This window comes from Clostridium hydrogeniformans DSM 21757, from assembly GCF_000686705.1.
GTDB lineage: Bacteria > Bacillota > Clostridia > Clostridiales > Clostridiaceae > Clostridium_Z > Clostridium_Z hydrogeniformans.
Genome location: NZ_JMLJ01000006.1, coordinates 240,340 through 259,157 on the forward strand (window position 1 = coordinate 240,340; position 18,818 = coordinate 259,157).

The following is an 18,818-nucleotide window of genomic DNA, read 5'->3' on the forward strand; positions in this document are numbered from 1 at the left end:
AGATTCTTCTATGAAAACTAGATTAAATAAAAAATTATATCTATTTATTGTGATACATATATGTATTAACTTTATAATCTCTATTCTATCTAAAAATATAAACTTATCTAAAGAAGGAGAGCTAAATCTCCTTCTTATTACTTTTTTCACATATTTATTTTTTTCAATTTTACCACCATTGTTATATTTAAAGTTTATAGATAAAATTAACCCCCTAGTATATATTAAAGGTAAAAGTAATACATTAAACGGAGTAGTAAAAGGTGTATTAATTAGTGCATTTATATTTTTAGTTTTATTTCTTAAAAATAATTTAATTGTTAACCTAACTGTAAGTCCATATATACTTTTGGGAAGAGCTTTAGTTGCTCCCTTTGAAGAAATAACCTTTAGAGGATTCTACTTAAATAAATTTAATGAGCATATGAATTTACTTAAGGCATCTATCTTTACGTCATTAATTTTTGCTTCTGTTCATATTCCTAATTTAATTAGTAATGGATCATTAAACTTAATACCTTTAATACAAATATTTATAGTAAGTCTTTGGCTATCTTATATTTATAAAAAAACTGATTCTCTTATAGCAAGTATTTTAAGTCATGCCACCTATAATATGTGCCTTTTACTGTTATTTTAACGGGGACGGTTAACAACCAACTTTACCTTTAAGAAAACTCTTAGAACGGTTAACAACTTTTAGACTACTAGTTTTTTTATAAAATTTAGGGACGGTTAACAACTTTTAAGCTTTTAATTTAAATTAAAAAGGGATGGTTAAGAACTTAATATTTAAGAATTTTACTATCTTAAATGCAATTAAGTTGTTAACCGTCCCTATTTATTAAGACTTTAAGTTGTTAACCGTCCCTATTTTATTAACTCTCTCATAGCTTGTATAAGTTTTTTGTTCTCTTCCATAGTTCCTATAGTTATTCTAAGCCAATTTGGCATACCTAAAAGGAATCCCGGTCTTATTATTATTCCTTTTTTAAGTAGAGCATCAAATATTGGTTTATCATCTCTATTTAAATCTACCATTATAAAGTTTGTATGAGTATCTATATAAGTAAGTCCCATATTCTTAAATTCTTTATATAAATATTCTTTACCTTCTCTATTTGTATCTAAAACCCTCTTTAAGAAATCATCATCATTTATAGCTGCCGTTGCTCCTACTTGAGCATATAAGCTAACATCAAAAGGATTTACAACCCTATTTATATATTGAACCATATCTTCACTAGCGATTCCATATCCACATCTTAAGGAAGCTAGTCCATAAGCTTTAGAGAAAGTCCTTAAGATTATCATATTAGAATACTTCGGTAATAGTTCAAAAGAGTTTGGAAAATCATTGCTTTCTACATATTCTACATAAGCTTCGTCCATAACTATAATTACATTACTTGGTATTCTATCTAATACCTTCATTAGTTCTTCTTTAGTAAAAATGTTACCTGTTGGATTATTTGGATTACAGAACCATATTATCTTCGTTTTATCTGTTATTGCGTCAACCATTTTTTCAATATCTAATCCATTATTTTTCATAGGAATTTTTACACATTCTGCTCCCATAAGCTTTGTGTTTGATTCATATCTTGGGAATGTAACTTCTGCCATAATGCTTTCTTCACCCTCGTTTAAGAAGGTATTACATAATACTTTTATTAAAGAGTCTGATCCAGCTCCACAGAATATTTGGTTATTAGAAACATTAAACTTCTTAGCAATAGAAGATTTTAACTCAAAACTTCCTGAGTCTGGATATAAGCTTGTATCATCTAATAATGATTTTATAGCTTCTTTAACTTTTGGAGAACATCCTATTGGATTCTCATTAGAAGCTAATTTTATTACTTCTTCTAATCCAAGTTCTCTTTTAACTTCACTTATAGGCTTACCAGCAACATACTTATCGGTGTTTAAAACCTGTTTTCTAACTAATTTATCCATAATTTTTCCAGGTAATTACCTGAAGCCACCTCCTAAATATTTTTATTCCCACAAATCTCTCTTTTCACAATCTTATAATACATAATATAATTATAACTGTCAATTTAGCTCTTAAACGTGTTAAATTGTTTGCTATAATATTAAAAATTAGTTATAAGCTTTTCAACAAATATGCCGAATCTTCGGGAATTTCTAAGCATACAAAAAGAGTTTTATTGAAATTACAATAAAACTCTTTTTGTATGCCCTATATAATATTAATTATATATATTATTAACTTCTTATTATACTCTCTTATTTCATTCTCTACTGTGTAGATTAAAGATAATTTTAATTTGAATTTTCTTAGGGCATCTATACTAGATTAGACTTAAAATCCCCTAGAGAATCTTAATTAAGATAAATCTTCTCCAATGATTCTTACTTCTGGATGCAAGTCTACTCCATAACTTTCCTTAACTGTTTTTTGAACATGCTCTATTAAATCTAATATGTCCTTTGCTGTAGCATTTCCTTTATTTATTATAAATCCAGCATGTTTTTCTGATACAGCGGCCCCTCCAATAGAAGTTCCCTTAAGTCCTAAATCTTGAATTAATTTTCCTGTAAAGTATCCTTCTGGTCTTTTAAAAGTACTTCCTGCTGATGGATACTCTAATGGCTGCCTATCTTCTCTTTTCTTAGTTAAATCTTTTATTCTACTATCTATAGTTACATGTTCACCTTTTTTAAGTTTTAGGATAACGCTTAAAACAACATAACCTTTTTTCATTATTACTGATGTTCTATATCCAAGTTCTAAATCATCTCTTTGAACTTCTAATATCTTACCATCATTATCTAAAACCACTACCTTATCTGTAACATAGCTCATTTCTCCATCATAAGCTCCTGCATTCATAAATATAGCTCCACCTATGCTTCCAGGTATCCCACATGCAAACTCAAATCCAGTTAAGTAATTATCTAAGGCTGCTTTAGATACATTTTTAAGTTCTGCACCACACTGCGCCGTTATTATTTCTCCCTCAACAGTTATATCCTTAAGCTCTGTAAGTTTTATAACAACACCTCTTAGGCCCCCATCTTTAACAAGAAGATTAGACCCATTTCCTATAATAAAATAAGGGATATCTTTATCTCTACAATAATTAACTACACTTATTACTTTTTCAATTGTATCTGGAATAACCATTATATCTGCTGGTCCTCCAACCTTAAAGTAAATATGGTTTTTCATAGGTTCATTTAGTAAAATGTTGTTTTCTCCAACTAAAGATTTTAGCTCTAATGCACAATTTTTAAAATAATTCATTTCCGTACTCCTCAGCCCTTATTTATTAGTTTAAATCCAAAACATAAGTATAGTATAAAATATTTTTATAACCTTAATCAAGGATTTAATTATATAAATTATATAATTTATATATCTTTAAGTTTTCCTTTTCCTTTTAAATATTCTATTATCTTATACTTATGAGTATTCATTATAAGTTCATCTGGCATATCAACCTTTTGTAACAAAGAATAAGCCTTATCTAGAACACCTATTTCAGTACAAAAATGAGAATCACTTCCCATGATAACGCGTACATTATATTTTTTACATAGCCTTGCTATATTTAAACAGTTTTCTTCACAACCAGGTCTTGATCTAAAGGAGCTATTATTTATTTCAATAATTTTATCCATTTCCTTTGCTTTTCTTACAACTAATTCTTCATCTATAGGAAAGCTTGGATTTCCAGGATGTCCTATTATATCTACAAACTTATTATCCATTGCTCCTAAAAGAGCATTAGTATTTTCTTCTAATGTACCTGGAGTTATACAAACATCATGAAGGCTTGCAATAATAATATCAAGTCTGTTTTCTTGTATTATAAGTGGTATATCTAGATTACCATTAAAATCTATTATATTAGCTTCGCAACCTTTTAATATAGTTATTCCTTCTACTTCTCTTGGAATAACCTTTAAATTTCCAAAGTAAAATATATTAGGTCCTCCTGGCATTTTAGGACCATGATCTGTTACTCCCAGTATCTCTAGTCCCTGCTTTTTTGCATATTGTATATTCTCCATTAAGGTAGAATATGCATGACCACTAACATAAGTATGTGTATGAGTGTCTAATACCCATTTCATTTATTTCTCCTCCTTTGTAAAAAAGTTTATTATACTTTCTGCACTTTTTTTATCTATGGAGGGGGTTTCTAGCAATTCTTCTAAAGTTGCCTTTTTAATATTATCTATAGAAGTAAATTTAGTCAATAGTTCTCGCTTTCTTTTAGAGCCCACATTTGGTATTTCATCTAAAATAGAGTAGAAACTCTTCTTATCTCTTAAAGTTCTATGGTAAGTTATAGCAAACCTATGAACCTCATCCTGTATACGTGTTATAAGCTTTAATGCATTTCTCTTCTTTCCAATTTCTACCTCTATATTATTATATATAATTCCCCTAGTTTGGTGCTTATCATCCTTAACCATTCCTGCCACTGGGATTGTAACACCTAATTTATCTAATACATCAAGAGCAACATTAACTTGACCACGTCCCCCATCCATAAGAATCAAATCTGGAAATACAGAGAATTTTCCTGAAGTAAAGTTAAGCTTTTTCTCTTGAATTTCCTTAACCTCATCTAATCCATGTTTAAATCTTCTAGTAAGAATTTCTCTCATAGAATCATAGTCATTAGCTCCATATACTGTCTTTATCTTAAATCTTCTATAATCACTGTTCTTAGGTTTTCCATTTTCAAATACAACCATAGAACCTACAGAATCAAATCCTTGAAGATTAGAAATATCATAAGCCTCGATTCTATGTGGAGTTTCATCTAAATCCAAAATATCACGAAGTTCTTCCATAGAAATCTTATATAGTTCTTTATCTTGAAGAATCTTAATCTTAAACTGCTCAAGGGTTATTTTAGCATTCCTTAAAACCATGTTAATAAGGTCTTTTTTCTCTCCCTTTTTAGGAATTTTAATAAATGATTTACTCCCTCTTTTAAGAGTAAGCCATTGTTCTAAAAGATCCCTCTCATCCTCTTCAATATCTGGAACATATATATGTTTTGGTACAACAGCTGTACCTCCATAAAAGCTTTTTATAAATTCTGCTATTATCTCTTTCTTATCTTCTTCATTCCTGTTCTCAATGATGAAATCCTCTCTTCCAGTAATTTTTCCATCCCTTGAGAAGAAAATCTGGATACATGTATCTTTTTCATCACTATATGTATTTATAAAGTCCTCATCATCTACACTACCTAAGAATACCTTTTGCTTCTCTGATATTTTTTCAATAGCATTAATTTTATCTCTTAAATTGGCTGCTTTTTCAAATTCTAAATTTAGAGCTGCCTCTTCCATATCCTTTTTCACTTTATTTATTATATCTTGATTCTTACCATTTAAAAGATTTATAATCTCATTTATAGTTTTTTTATATTCTTCTTTACTTTCATATCCTGCACAAGGAGCATTACATTTTTTTATGTAATAATTTAAGCAAGGCTTTATAAAAGGTCCTTCCTCTAATATATTTCTTTTACATGTTCTTATAGGAAATATCATTTTAATTAATTCTAAGGTCTCATATACAGAAGATGCATCAGTATATGGTCCAAAATACTTATTTCCATCCTTTTGAAAGCTTCTTGTCATTATAACTCTTGGAAAATCTTCATTAGTTATTACCTTTATAAATGGATAATGCTTGTCATCCTTTAATAATATATTGTATCTAGGCCTATACTTTTTTATAAGGTTACATTCTAATATAAGGGCCTCCATTTCAGAATCTGTTACTATATATTCAAACTCAGAAATATGAGATACCATAACTCTTACCTTTTCAGAATGGTTTTTAGAGTTCTGAAAATACTGTCTTACCCTATTCTTAAGTACTTTAGCCTTACCCACATATATAATTTCTCCTAAAGAGTTTTTCATTAAATATACTCCTGGTTTATCTGGAAGTATTTTTAACTGATATTCAAAATCAAACATCATATTCCTCCTAAATAGACTTAAAGACGCTTAAAAATAATTAGCTACAAAGTTAGTGACTTTGTTTTAAACTTCATAAATATACTTTATTTATACACCTAGTATAAACATAATATATTTTATTGTCTAATACCAAATATTCCTATCCTTTTCACTAATTATTCTCTTTAATATACTTTAAGGAAAAGTCCTAAGACTTTTCCTTAAGATTATTTACTTAAAGCTGTTCTCATTATGCTGGATGCAGCTGTTGCAGCCTTACCGCCTCCAACGCCTCCATTTTCAATAATTACAGCAATGGCTATCTTAGGATTATCATAAGGTGCAAATCCTATAAACCATGAATGTGGCACTGCATCTTTTCCATTTTTATCAAGGTGGTCTGCTGTTCCTGTTTTCCCTGCAGCATTTAATCCTTTAAAAATAGATGAGTCTACAGTTCCATTATCTATTACTGATTTCATATAAGGCTTTAAAGTTTTTGCTGTATTAGCTGACATTGCTCTTCCTAATTCCTTAGACTTTACAGTATCCACTGTTTTCCCTTCAAAGTTTAATATGTTACTTACAAGTTTCGGCTCCATTATAACTCCATCATTAGCTACTGCTGAAGCAACTAGAGCCATTTGCATTGGACTCGCTAATATACTACTTTGCCCTATACCACTTTGAGCTATATTTCCCTTCTCATAGGATTCAAGTTTTGGAAAACTACTCTTAGCTATACTTAGACCTTCTGAAGGTATTGGTTTATTAAAATAAAACTTTTCTGATGTTTCCTTTAATTTATCATTACCAAGCTCCATAGCTAAGGTTCCAAAAACCACATTACTGGACTTTCTAAAAGCATCTGCAAACTTTATATTTCCATTAGCATATCCTCCATAGTTACTTAATGACTGTTTTTCATTAAAGACTATCTTACCATTATCCTCAAAAACCCTAGTAGTAAGATTTGGCATATTTTCTAAGGCTGATGTGGCAGTAACTACCTTAAAAGTGGATCCTGGAGCATATAATCCTTGAGTTGCTCTATTTATAAGAGGAGAATCCTCTCCTGATATTTTTTTATTGTTTATATCATTATATACAGCTTCTAAATTATTAGGATCATAGGTAGGCTTTGAAACCACAGCTAAAACCTCTCCAGTTTTAGGATTTAAAACAACAGCAGCACCCTTATTATTTCCTATAGCATCATAAGCTGCCTTTTGAATGTCATAGTCTAAGGAAGTATTTAGAGAGTTTCCTACCTTTTCTTCTGCTTGCCTATTGTTAAAGGCTTCTTTTATACTAAAATTCTTTAGAGCTTCCTTTATATTAAAAAATGTATTTTTAGTATTCATAAGCTCTTCATCATATTGTTTTTCAAGATCTGTAACCCCATATTTAGGATCTACATAACCTAGTACATGAGCAAAAAGGTCTCCTGATGGATAGGATCTTTTCTGAGTTAAAGTATCCTTCCTCTCACTCTTAGTTAGCTCTTTTCCATTCCTATCATATATGGTCCCTCTTAACACTTCATTTCTCTTAGCCCAAAGCCTTTTATTACTGGTGCTAGCTGCAAGAGTTGGTGCTTTAAATGTAGTGAAATAAGCTATATAGGTTATTAAAGCTAAAAAACAAAGGAGGAATACTATTAAAACTTTTTTTACTTCATTTGTTAAATCTTGCTTCATATTAACCCTCCTCAGATATCTTTTGAATTATTGCCATTGCAAAGAATCCAGTAAGCATAGAACTTCCTCCATAACTTACAAAGGGTAATGTTATTCCAGTTAAAGGAATAGCATTCATGACTCCCCCAACTATAACTAAAACCTGACTTGCAAACATGGCACTAAATCCAACTGCTAAAAGCTGTGAAAATTTATCATTTACATAAATAGCTGCCCTCATACATCTGTAGAACATTAAGAAAAATAGAATCATTATCCCAAATCCCATTATAATTCCAAGTTCCTCACATATTATAGCGAATATGTAGTCTGTGGTATTAACAGGAACAAATCCTGGATATCCTTTTCCAAGGCCTGCTCCAAATAATCCTCCTGATGCTATAGAATACAGTCCCTGAACTATTTGATATCCTTGTTCATTAGCATATTTAAACGGATCCTTCCATATCATAACCCTTACTCTTACGTGACTAAAAAGTTTATAACTAGCAATGGCTCCTCCTACTGAAAGTACAAAAGTAGCTATAATATACTTTACTTTAGAAGTAGAAAGATATAGCATGGTTACAGATATTCCAAAGAATATTAATACTGATCCTAAATCCTTTTGTATTACCATAAATCCTAAGGAATATATAACAACTAAAGCTGGTTTTATTAATGAGTGAAAATGTCCATCATAATTCCTTAAGGTTGATGCTAAATAAGCAGTTAAGAAAAGTTTCCCTATTTCTGATGGTTGAAAACTTATTGGTCCAATTATAACCCAGTTTTTGGCTCCATAAACTTCTTTACCTATAAATGTAGCCATTGCCATAAATATTAATGTGCCTATAAGATATAGCTTGTCATATTTAGCAAAGCTTTTTAAATCTGGAAGTAAAACCACTGTTAAAACATAGGCAGTTATTCCTGCTGTAAACCAAACAGTTTGTTTTATAGCAATGGATGGGTTAATTCTATATAGAATAACAATACCTATCATAGATAATATAAACACAAAAAGTAATAAATATTTATCTCCATCTGAAAAATACTTTCTTATTATAAAATGAGAGTATGCAAGAAGAAGTGCCATGGCTACTCCTAAAATTACTGCCCTCTTATCAAACTCTGGTTTTAATAAAGATAAATTACAAAACATAGCAAAAAGTAATAAATACACAAAGAATAGCATTTTCTTTTCATCTCTTAAGCTACTTTTCACAGACTCACCTACTTACCTTATTATTTTTAATTCTACTTATCCTATTATTTTAAATTCTACGCTTCCTATTTTTATTTTATCCCCTTCTTCAACATATCTTTTTCCTTTTATATCTTCTTCATTTATAAATGTTCCATTAGTTGAGTTTAAATCTTCTATTATGCATTGATTATTTCTTAAATATATTTTTGCATGATATCCTGATACATATTGGTCATTTAAAATTATAGAGTTATCATCTCTTCTTCCTAAGGTAATTTCCCCATTTATAGGTACTACTGCTCCAACCTTTAAAGTATTATTTTCTCCTGATGATATAACCTCAAGACCTAAGGAAGCCTTTTTTAATCTCTTTTTCTTTCCTCCGTTACGTACATCCTTTGCCATTATCTTTAAAGAAAATATTATTATAGAATATAGAATCACTATAAATATTGCTGTAAATGCAAAAGTTAAAATCTTATTCATTCCTTACACCTCTTCGACTTATTTAAAATCATCCCTATTATTATACCATCATTTCATGGAAAAAATGTTAAAAAAACATTTCTAAAAATATAACATGATTTAATTACTAAATATCCAATAATAAATATGTATTATTCCATTGAAAAATTAAGACCTTATTACTAAAATTAATTCTAATTTAGTAATAAAGCCTTATATATTATTAAAATCAATTAAAAATTTATTAATAAGTCTTTATATTTAGATTACCCTTATTCTAACCATTAGATAAAATATTATTTAAATAATATCCTGTATAAGAGTTTTTATTATTAGCTACTTGCTCTGGAGTTCCCTTAGCTATAATAGTTCCTCCCTTGTCTCCACCTTCTGGACCAAGGTCTATTATATAGTCACAACATTTTATAACATCTAGGTTATGCTCTATTACAACTACAGAATTCCCTCCTTCTACTAGCCTTTGAAGTATGGTTACAAGCCTTGCCACATCATCTACATGTAATCCTGTAGTAGGTTCATCTAATATATATAATGTCTTTCCTGTGCTTCTCTTTGAAAGTTCATAGGCAAGTTTTATTCTTTGAGCCTCTCCTCCCGATAACTGAGTAGATGGCTGACCTAGTCTTACATATCCAAGTCCTACATCATATAGAGTCTGAAGTTTATTTTTTATTCTTGGTATATTTTCAAAGAATTCTACTGCTTCCTCTACAGTCATTTTTAGTATATCATCTATATTTTTACCCTTATATCTAACTTCTAAGGTCTCTCTATTATATCTCTTTCCTTTACATACCTCACATGGTACATATACATCAGATAAGAATTGCATTTCTATTTTTATTATTCCATCTCCACTACAAGACTCGCATCTTCCTCCTTTTACATTAAAGGAAAATCTGCCTGGCTTATATCCTCTCATTTTTGATTCTGGAGTTGATGAAAACACTTCTCTTATTATATCAAAAACTCCTGTGTAAGTAGCAGGATTTGAACGTGGAGTTCTTCCTATAGGACTTTGGTCTATATCTATTATTTTATCTATATTTTCAAATCCCTTAATTTCCTTATAGGCTCCTGGAATATTCTTAGACTTATTTATAATCTTATTTAGTCCCTTATAAAATATTTCATTTATAAGAGTACTCTTCCCTGATCCTGAAACTCCTGTTACTGCTGTAAGATTTCCTAATGGAACTTTCACACTAACATTTTTAAGATTATTTTCCTTGGCTCCAATTATTTCTATGGAAAGTCCGTTTCCTTTTCTTCTTTCCTTAGGGATTTCTATCTTTTTCTTACCAGTTAAATATTGTCCTGTTAAAGAAGTTTCACATGCCTTAACTTCATCTATGGTTCCTGCAACAACAACCTCTCCTCCATGTTCTCCAGCCCCTGGACCTATATCAACTACATAGTCAGCTTCTCTTATGGTATCCTCATCATGTTCTACTACAACTAAGGTATTTCCAATATCTCTAAGATGCTTTAATGTTGCTATCAACCTATCATTATCTCTTTGATGAAGTCCTATACTTGGCTCATCAAGAATATATAAAACTCCAACTAAACTAGAACCAATTTGGGTTGCAAGTCTTATTCTTTGAGCTTCTCCTCCTGACAATGTTCCTGCTTTTCTTGATAGATTTAGATAATCTAATCCTACATCTATTAAAAACTTAAGTCTTGAAGAGATTTCTTTTAGTATTTGATCACTTATTATTTTATTTTTCTCTGAAAGATTTAATGAATTTAAGAATTCAAGCTCTTCTTTTATAGGCATAACACAAAAATCATTTATATTTTTATCTTCAATCTTTACTGAAAGAGCCTCTGGCTTAAGTCTAGCTCCCTTACATTTAGTACAATGATTATCACTCATAAAAGCTTCTATTTCTTGCTTTATGTAATCTGACCCTGTCTCCCTATATCTTCTTTTAAGAGAATTTATTACTCCCTCGTAGTTATGCATATATGTTCCTTGTACATTTTCCTTTTCATACTTTACTACAAGCTTTTCTCCTTTAACTCCATAAAGAAGTACATCCACAACTTCTGTTTTAAGATCTTTAATAGGTGTATCTAAAGAAAATTTATATTTCTCAGTTAATGCAGTCATGACAGCGTAAGTCCATGAATCTTCTTTCATTCTGCCTTCTCCCCAAGGAGATATGGCTCCTTCTCTTATGCTTTTAGTCTTATCTGGAATTATAAGATCCTCATCTATTTCCATTAAAGTTCCAAGACCATCACAATGATCACATTTTCCAAAAGGAGAGTTAAAAGAAAATAACCTCGGTGCCAATTCATCTATACTTATACCACATTCTATACATGCAAATTTTTCTGAAAACAGCATATCATAAGGCTCTTCTTCTAATACATTAATTATTATCAAACCCTCTGAAAGCTTAAGAGCTGTTTCTATAGAATCAGTAAGTCTACTTCTTACATCATCCCTTACTATTAAACGGTCAATGACAGCTTCTATATTATGCTTTATATTTTTTTCAAGCTTAATTTCGTCTTCAGTAATTTCTAAAAGTTCTCCATCTATTCTTGCTCTAACAAATCCGTTCTTCTTTATGTTCTCAATTACCTTTTCATGAGTTCCTTTTCTTCCTCTAACTATAGGTGAAAGTACTTGAAGCTTGGTTCTTTCAGGTAATTCTAAAATTTTATCCACCATTTGATCAACACTTTGTTGAGATATTTCTTTTCCACACTTTGGACAATGAGGTGTTCCTATTCTTGCATACAAAAGTCTTAAGTAATCATATATCTCTGTAACAGTACCCACTGTAGAACGTGGATTTCTGCTAGTAGTCTTTTGATCTATTGATATTGCTGGTGATAGTCCTTCTATGTACTCCACATCTGGCTTATCCATCTGTCCTAAAAACTGTCTTGCATAAGAGGATAAACTCTCAACATATCTTCTCTGACCTTCTGCATATAAGGTATCAAAAGCTAATGAAGACTTACCAGATCCTGAAAGTCCAGTAAAAACTACTAGCTTATCTCTTGGGATCTCTAAGGATACATTCTTTAAGTTATTTACCTTAGCTCCTTTTATAACTATTTTATCCTTCATACTTATCTCCTTTAAAATAGGTTTTATTAAACATCACACATATATATTATTTATTAACTATATTAATCTTAAACCCAAACACACGTTTGTGTCAATATGGGACGGTTAACAATTATCTTTCTTTAAAATTTTTTTATTAGTTTATAAACTTTCTTTAAGTTTTTCTATGTTAATTTTTTTATTTTTATAAATTTAAGATGCTTGTCCAATAACATTTCACCAAAACTAAAAACAAAATTTATTTTTTATTTTTTTATTTATCACATAAAAATTCATCAAATATATTACTATATCTTTTATCATCAATAATTAAATTCAAGCCCATATTTGATAATTTAGATACCCTACTTTCAGTTGTATTACCAATAATTTTACATATCTCATCATAATTTATATCACATAAACTTCTTAGCAAAACTATCATTAACGCCTTAGGGTTTGATACTTTTCTTAAATTTTTAGTTTGTATACATTCTAATGAAAGATTAAACTTATTACAAATAAATCTAATTACTTTATCCCATGATATTGTTCTTTCAATTATATATCGTTTGCTCTCATATTTTGTTTTTTCATTTTTAAATTCTACATCATCTTTATGTTTTTCTTTGCAAATAAATATAGCTTTCATATATTCTGCTTTTGCAATATTAGAGTTTTTCGAAAACATAGCCAGTATGAACTCACTATCTAATACCTGAAACTCATCTTTTTTTATTCCAATATATGTACCTAAACTTGAGAATCTGTATTTCTCTGGTGCCTTTTTATAAGACCTTATATCTAAAACATTATTATGAATATATAGTGAAAGACTATATAAATATCTATCATCTTTTATTAGCTTACTTTTAAATCTATCCTGAAATAAATGTCCATGCCTTTTATACTTTGTATTAAAATATCTAGCATATTTAAAATTTATACAATGCATTATCTTAGAAATATCTGCTCCGTTAACATCTATTATAAAATGCCCATGATTGCTCATTAAGCAAAAAGCATATACCTTAAATAAATACATCTTCTGATAATGTCTTAATATACTCATATATTTACATTTATCCTCATTATCTTTAAAAAGATCCACCTCACTTATACTTCTAACCATTATATGGTATATACCATCTTCACTCTTAATTCTAGCTATTCTTGGCATAATATCACCTCCATTAAACTGATTATAGACATGGAAATATGATATTATTCATTACTTATATATTTAGTTTTTTATTTGTTAAATTCAAATAAGTTGTTAACCGTCCCCAATTATCATTAAAAAAACTCCAACTCAATTTTGAGTCGGAGTTTTTGAGAATTATCGTAACTACTTAGAAAGTATTTCTTCTACTAATTCTTCTGCTGAGTCTGCTTCCATAGGATCACCATTAACAAATGCAAAGCTTCTTCCTGTAGCACATACGTGGCAGTATCCTAAGCATCCTTGTATTTCTACTTCTGTTTCTGGTGACTTTTCCTTTATTAACTTTTCTATTTCCTCATGACCTTCATTGTTCATGCATAATTCAACTAACATAAAAAAACCTCCTAATAAATTAAATAATTGATAATAATTATCTCTTAATAACTTATCTTAATTATACAACTGATAAGTTATAATGTAAATAGTTTTAAATTAAATTTTATAAATTCTTTTTTAGCTCATCAATCTTATCCCTAAGTTTAGCTGCCTTTTCAAACTCAAGACTTTTTGCTGCCTCCATCATTTCCTTAGTATATCCATCTATAAGATTTATTATGTCTTCTTTTGTCATAATATTTTCTTTTAATTCAGTATCTTTATTTTCCTCTACAACTGTTGAAGTTTCTATTATATCTCTAACATCCTTCTTAACCGTTGTTGGTATTATTCCATGTTTTTCATTGTAATCCATTTGTATTTCTCTTCTTCTATTTGTTTCACTAATTGCCTTATTCATAGATCTAGTTATTGTATCTGCATACATTATGACTTTACTTTCTGAATTTCTCGCTGCCCTACCTATGGTTTGAATTAAAGCAGTTTCTGACCTTAAGAACCCTTCTTTATCTGCATCTAATATAGCAACTAAAGCAACTTCTGGTATATCTAGACCTTCCCTAAGTAAGTTAATCCCTACTAAAACATCAAATTCGCCTGTCCTAAGTTCCTTTATTATTTTCATTCTTTCTATGGTATCTATATCAGAATGAAGGTATGTAGTTTTTACATTAAGTTCTTTAAGATATTTTGTTAGGTCTTCTGACATTCTCTTTGTTAGCGTTGTAACTAAAATTCTAAAGCCTTTTTCTATTGTCTTATTTATTTCTGCATATAAATCATCAATCTGTCCCTTTATAGGTCTAACCTCAATTTCTGGATCTAAAAGTCCTGTTGGTCTTATTATTTGCTCTGCTACCACCTTCGAATGATCCATCTCATAGGCAGCTGGTGTTGCACTTACAAAGACTACCTGATTTAACTTTTGCTCAAATTCATTAAATTTTAATGGTCTATTATCATAAGCAGAAGGTAATCTGAATCCATATTCTACCAAGGAATCTTTTCTTGATCTATCTCCTCCATACATGGCCTTAACTTGAGGCATAGTTACATGACTCTCATCTATAAACATTAAGAAATCATCTGGAAAATAATCCATAAGAGTAAGTGGTGAACTACCTGATGCTCTTCCATCAAAAATTCTAGAATAGTTCTCTATACCACTGCAATATCCCATTTCTCTTATCATTTCTATATCAAAATTTGTTCTTTGTTTTAATCTTTGAGCCTCTAAAAGTTTATCTTGGGATATTAAAGCCTTAAGTCTATTTTCAAGTTCTCCTTCTATTTCTTTAACTGCTCCTTCAATCTTATCTGCTGAAGTAGCAAAGTGAGATGCAGGAAATATTGAAATATGTTTTCTATCAGCTAATATATTACCCGTTAATACATCAAATTCTCTTATCCTATCAATTTCATCTCCAAAAAACTCTACTCTTATTCCTTTACTACTAGATGAAGCTGGTATAATATCTAAAACATCTCCTCGTACTCTAAATGTACCTCTAGAAAAATCTATCTCATTTCTTTCATATTGTATTTCCACAAGCTTCTTTATTATCTCATCCCTATCTTTTATCATTCCCGGTCTTAATGATATAGTAAGCTTTTTATATTCTTCTGGATTACCTAATCCATATATACACGATACCGATGCAACAATTATTACATCATTTCTTTCTAAAAGAGCTGAGGTTGCAGAGTGCCTTAACTTATCTATTTCATCATTTATAGCCGCATCCTTCTCTATAAATGTATCTGTTTGAGGTACATAAGCCTCTGGTTGATAGTAATCATAATAGGATACAAAATACTCTACAGAGTTATTTGGGAAAAATTCTTTAAACTCTGAACATAATTGGGCTGCTAAAGTTTTGTTATGGGCAAGAACAAGGGTTGGTTTTTTTACTCTCTCTATTATATTAGCCATGGTAAAGGTCTTACCTGATCCTGTAACTCCAAGAAGGGTTTGAAACTTTTCTCCCTTTTCTATGGCAGTAGCTAATTTATCTACAGCCTCTGGTTGGTCACCTCTTGGCTTAAACTTTGAAACAATCTTAAATTCTTCCATAATTATTTATTACAACCTCCTTGTAAATTTATTATTAAAACTATTAACTTTATAAAATAATATTAAAATCCTAGTTTAATATTTAAAATCTCCTATAGAATAATAACCTAAAATTTTAGTTTATTATTTTAAAATTTTTTTAAATAATACGCTATTATTCCTATGTATAAATTAATTTTTAACCTTAAAACCCTATATTTATATATAAAAATTTTATCTTTCTCTCATAAATTTTAACTATTATAACTTCACTTAATACACATTTTACTTAAACTCTAAAACTATTATATAAAAATAAATATATATAAATTTTATCATATGTGTTCCTTAAAGAGAACATATATTCTTAATTAAAGTAATATGATTTATTCTTCCTTAATATATTTAAGCCTAAGTTAATCCATATAGATTCACATTAATATTGAGTTTACTTATTAAATGTACATACTTATTCTATAAATTTATATTTCATATGTTTTACATTTAAAAGTATTCAATTTACTCCTTACCTTAACATCTTGTTATATTAAGATTTTAGGATAATCTCAATTGAGCCTTTAGTCCTTAATTTTTAATTTACAAAAATTCATCATCTAAAAATTATTAATTCTAAATAATATTAATTAACTAGCATAATAACTCACTTAGTACTTTAAAAAAGTAATTATAAACTTTGTAAATTTTCCTATTTCACTCTCTACTTCTATTATTCCCCCATGAGCTTCCACTATAGATTTACTTAAAGCTAAACCTATTCCTACCGATTCCTTACTCTTATTTCTTTTACTTTTATAAAATCTTATAAATATCTTTGATATATCTTCTTTGTCTATCCCAACTCCATTGTCCTCAATAATAATCTTATTATATAAAGAATTATTTTCTAAGGATATTCTAACGTATCCGCTAGCATTATTATGCTCTATACCATTTTTCACAATATTTATTAATGCTTCTTCAAACCACTCTTTATCATGAACCATAAAAACTTCTTCTTTAGCTTCAAAAACTATTTTCACCTCATGTTCAAATGCTTTTTGGCTTAATATCTCTATTGAATTTTCTATAGTTTTATTTAAACTATAATTATTTTTATTAAAAATTATTGCTCCTGCATCTAACTTAGCAAGCTTTAAGAGATTCTTTATAAGCCACTCCATCCTATTAATTTGTATCCTAGAGTTATCTAAAAATTCTATTCTCTGATGTTTTGAAAGCTCTCTTTCACTTAATATATCATTAAACACCATAAGAGAAGATAAAGGCGTTTTAAGTTGGTGGGATATATCAGATAATAACTCAACTAAAAACACCTTTTCTTTACTTAACTTATCTATATTAGTCCTAAGCCTTTTCTTAACATCATTAAAAGCAAATTCTAACTTACCAAAATCCCCTTCCATATTACTACTATTATCCTTTAACTCTCCATCTAATACATATTTCATATCTTTTGTTAAGGTTCTTATGTTATTATATATACTTTTAAAGTTTAAATATATTGATATAGAGATTAATATACCAGCAAATACTAATGATAATATAATACTTACTGTTACTCCTTTTAAAGCTCTATAAATTTCCGGTACGAATTCTACTTCTAAATCTTCATGGTATCCATATTCTTTTAATATACTTCTGCCAACTTCCTCATCTTCTTTACTATTCCCCTTTGTTATTATTGGTATAAACTTTTCTATATCATAAGGATTTATTCTATAAACCTTTCCAATTAAAGCTTCATTTGATCTTATATAAGACACCTTTATTTCATTAAATTTTATATTTAAAAAAATTATATTTAATCCTAAGGTTATAAAGATTATGATAAGTATAGATTTTAAAGAAACCCTAACCTCTCTATTTATTAAATCATTCATATTCACTACCCCTTAATAATTTTCTCATCCCACTTATAACCAAGACCTCTAACTGTTAAAATATATCTTGGACTTTTAGGATTATCTTCAATCTTCTCTCTTATTCTTTTTATATAAACAGAAAGAGTATTAGAATCTACAAAGCCCCCATTACCTTCTAAAAGCTTATCCAATATTACCTCTCTCCCTAAAACCCTTCCTTGATTATTCATAAATATTAATAAAAGCTTATATTCTTGAGCAGTAATACAAATTTCTTCTCCCTTAACCTTAACACCAGCAGTCTTTTTGTTTAGTTCTATATCTCCTGACTTTAAACAATCTAATTCTATATTCTCTTTATTAACACGCCTTAAGATAACCTTTATCCTTGATACTAATTCTCTTACCCTAAAAGGCTTAGTTATATAGTCATCCCCTCCTATTTCTAATCCTAATACTACATTTACCTCATCATCTAAAGCCGTTAAGAATATTATGGGTATATCACTAGTTTTTCTCATAAATCTACAAACATCATAGCCATTACCATCTGGAAGATTTATATCTAATATAGCTAAATCAAAAGCTTCTTCTTTGAAGGTACTAATAGCCTCACTATAGAGTGAACACCTTACAACATCATATCCTTCACCCTTCAAAGTAAATTCTATTCCTAAGGCTAGAGCCTCATCATCTTCTAATAATAATATTTTCATACTCTTCCCTCCACTCTGTAGATATTTATATAAAATCATTTATCCTTTTCTAAAATCTATTCTTATATAAATAATTTTTAAGGTTATATATAAAAACCTGTCTATTTTTATATTATTAACTTTTTAAGGACTTGAGTTAACCATATAAGATTTTAAGTATTATGAACTTAACTACATATGATTACTTTTATAT

14 protein-coding genes are annotated in these 18,818 nt (G+C 29.1%); 1 reads left to right on the forward strand and 13 read right to left on the reverse strand.

Annotated elements, in window-relative coordinates; genetic code table 11:
- Positions 1 to 10 precede the first annotated feature (10 nt).
- A complete protein-coding gene (locus tag BR69_RS0103730) occupies positions 11 to 640 on the forward strand; it encodes a CPBP family intramembrane glutamic endopeptidase (RefSeq protein ID WP_160169933.1) in 630 nt (209 codons plus the stop codon).
- Between the two features lie 230 nt (positions 641 to 870).
- Here the strand turns inward: BR69_RS0103730 and hisC are convergent, their stop codons facing one another.
- The 13 genes from hisC to BR69_RS0103795 all read right to left on the reverse strand — a co-directional run bounded on the left by hisC (position 871) and on the right by BR69_RS0103795 (position 18,625).
- On the reverse strand, positions 871 to 1,959 hold the full coding sequence (hisC, locus tag BR69_RS0103735) for a histidinol-phosphate transaminase (RefSeq protein ID WP_027631996.1): 1,089 nt from the start codon (positions 1,957 to 1,959) through the stop codon (positions 871 to 873).
- 394 nt (positions 1,960 to 2,353) lie between these two features.
- Entirely contained in the window at positions 2,354 to 3,274 is a 921-nt protein-coding gene (gene murB / locus BR69_RS0103740; protein WP_027631997.1) for a UDP-N-acetylmuramate dehydrogenase, read from the reverse strand.
- Between the two features lie 107 nt (positions 3,275 to 3,381).
- On the reverse strand, positions 3,382 to 4,107 hold the full coding sequence (locus BR69_RS0103745; protein WP_027631998.1) for a phosphatase: 726 nt from the start codon (positions 4,105 to 4,107) through the stop codon (positions 3,382 to 3,384).
- On the reverse strand, positions 4,108 to 5,982 hold the full coding sequence (uvrC, locus tag BR69_RS0103750) for an excinuclease ABC subunit UvrC (protein ID WP_027631999.1): 1,875 nt from the start codon (positions 5,980 to 5,982) through the stop codon (positions 4,108 to 4,110).
- Between the two features lie 209 nt (positions 5,983 to 6,191).
- The gene (locus BR69_RS0103755) at positions 6,192 to 7,664 is read right to left on the reverse strand and encodes a peptidoglycan D,D-transpeptidase FtsI family protein (protein WP_034849308.1); all 1,473 of its coding nucleotides are present in this window, start codon (positions 7,662 to 7,664) and stop codon (positions 6,192 to 6,194) included.
- Position 7,665: 1 nt separating this feature from the next.
- Positions 7,666 to 8,841, reverse strand: coding sequence for an FtsW/RodA/SpoVE family cell cycle protein (locus BR69_RS0103760; protein ID WP_034849334.1), 1,176 nt, complete (start codon positions 8,839 to 8,841; stop codon positions 7,666 to 7,668).
- A gap of 66 nt (positions 8,842 to 8,907) precedes the next feature.
- Positions 8,908 to 9,339 carry an FHA domain-containing protein gene (locus BR69_RS0103765; protein ID WP_027632002.1) on the reverse strand — a complete coding sequence of 144 codons (432 nt, stop codon included), beginning with the start codon at positions 9,337 to 9,339 and terminating at the stop codon, positions 8,908 to 8,910.
- Between the two features lie 256 nt (positions 9,340 to 9,595).
- Positions 9,596 to 12,433 (reverse strand): excinuclease ABC subunit UvrA, encoded by a 2,838-nt coding sequence (gene uvrA, locus BR69_RS0103770; protein ID WP_027632003.1) that lies wholly within the window; start codon positions 12,431 to 12,433, stop codon positions 9,596 to 9,598.
- A gap of 253 nt (positions 12,434 to 12,686) precedes the next feature.
- The gene (locus tag BR69_RS0103775; RefSeq protein ID WP_027632004.1) at positions 12,687 to 13,592 is read right to left on the reverse strand and encodes a transposase; all 906 of its coding nucleotides are present in this window, start codon (positions 13,590 to 13,592) and stop codon (positions 12,687 to 12,689) included.
- A 168-nt stretch (positions 13,593 to 13,760) separates the two neighbouring features.
- Positions 13,761 to 13,970, reverse strand: coding sequence for a DUF1450 domain-containing protein (locus tag BR69_RS0103780; RefSeq protein WP_027632005.1), 210 nt, complete (start codon positions 13,968 to 13,970; stop codon positions 13,761 to 13,763).
- A gap of 106 nt (positions 13,971 to 14,076) precedes the next feature.
- Complete coding sequence (uvrB, locus tag BR69_RS0103785; RefSeq protein ID WP_027632006.1) at positions 14,077 to 16,047, reverse strand: excinuclease ABC subunit UvrB; 1,971 nt, start codon at positions 16,045 to 16,047, stop codon at positions 14,077 to 14,079.
- A 644-nt stretch (positions 16,048 to 16,691) separates the two neighbouring features.
- Positions 16,692 to 17,927, reverse strand: coding sequence for a sensor histidine kinase (locus BR69_RS0103790; RefSeq protein ID WP_027632007.1), 1,236 nt, complete (start codon positions 17,925 to 17,927; stop codon positions 16,692 to 16,694).
- A 5-nt stretch (positions 17,928 to 17,932) separates the two neighbouring features.
- A complete protein-coding gene (locus BR69_RS0103795) occupies positions 17,933 to 18,625 on the reverse strand; it encodes a response regulator transcription factor (RefSeq protein WP_027632008.1) in 693 nt (230 codons plus the stop codon).
- Positions 18,626 to 18,818: the final 193 nt, after the last annotated feature.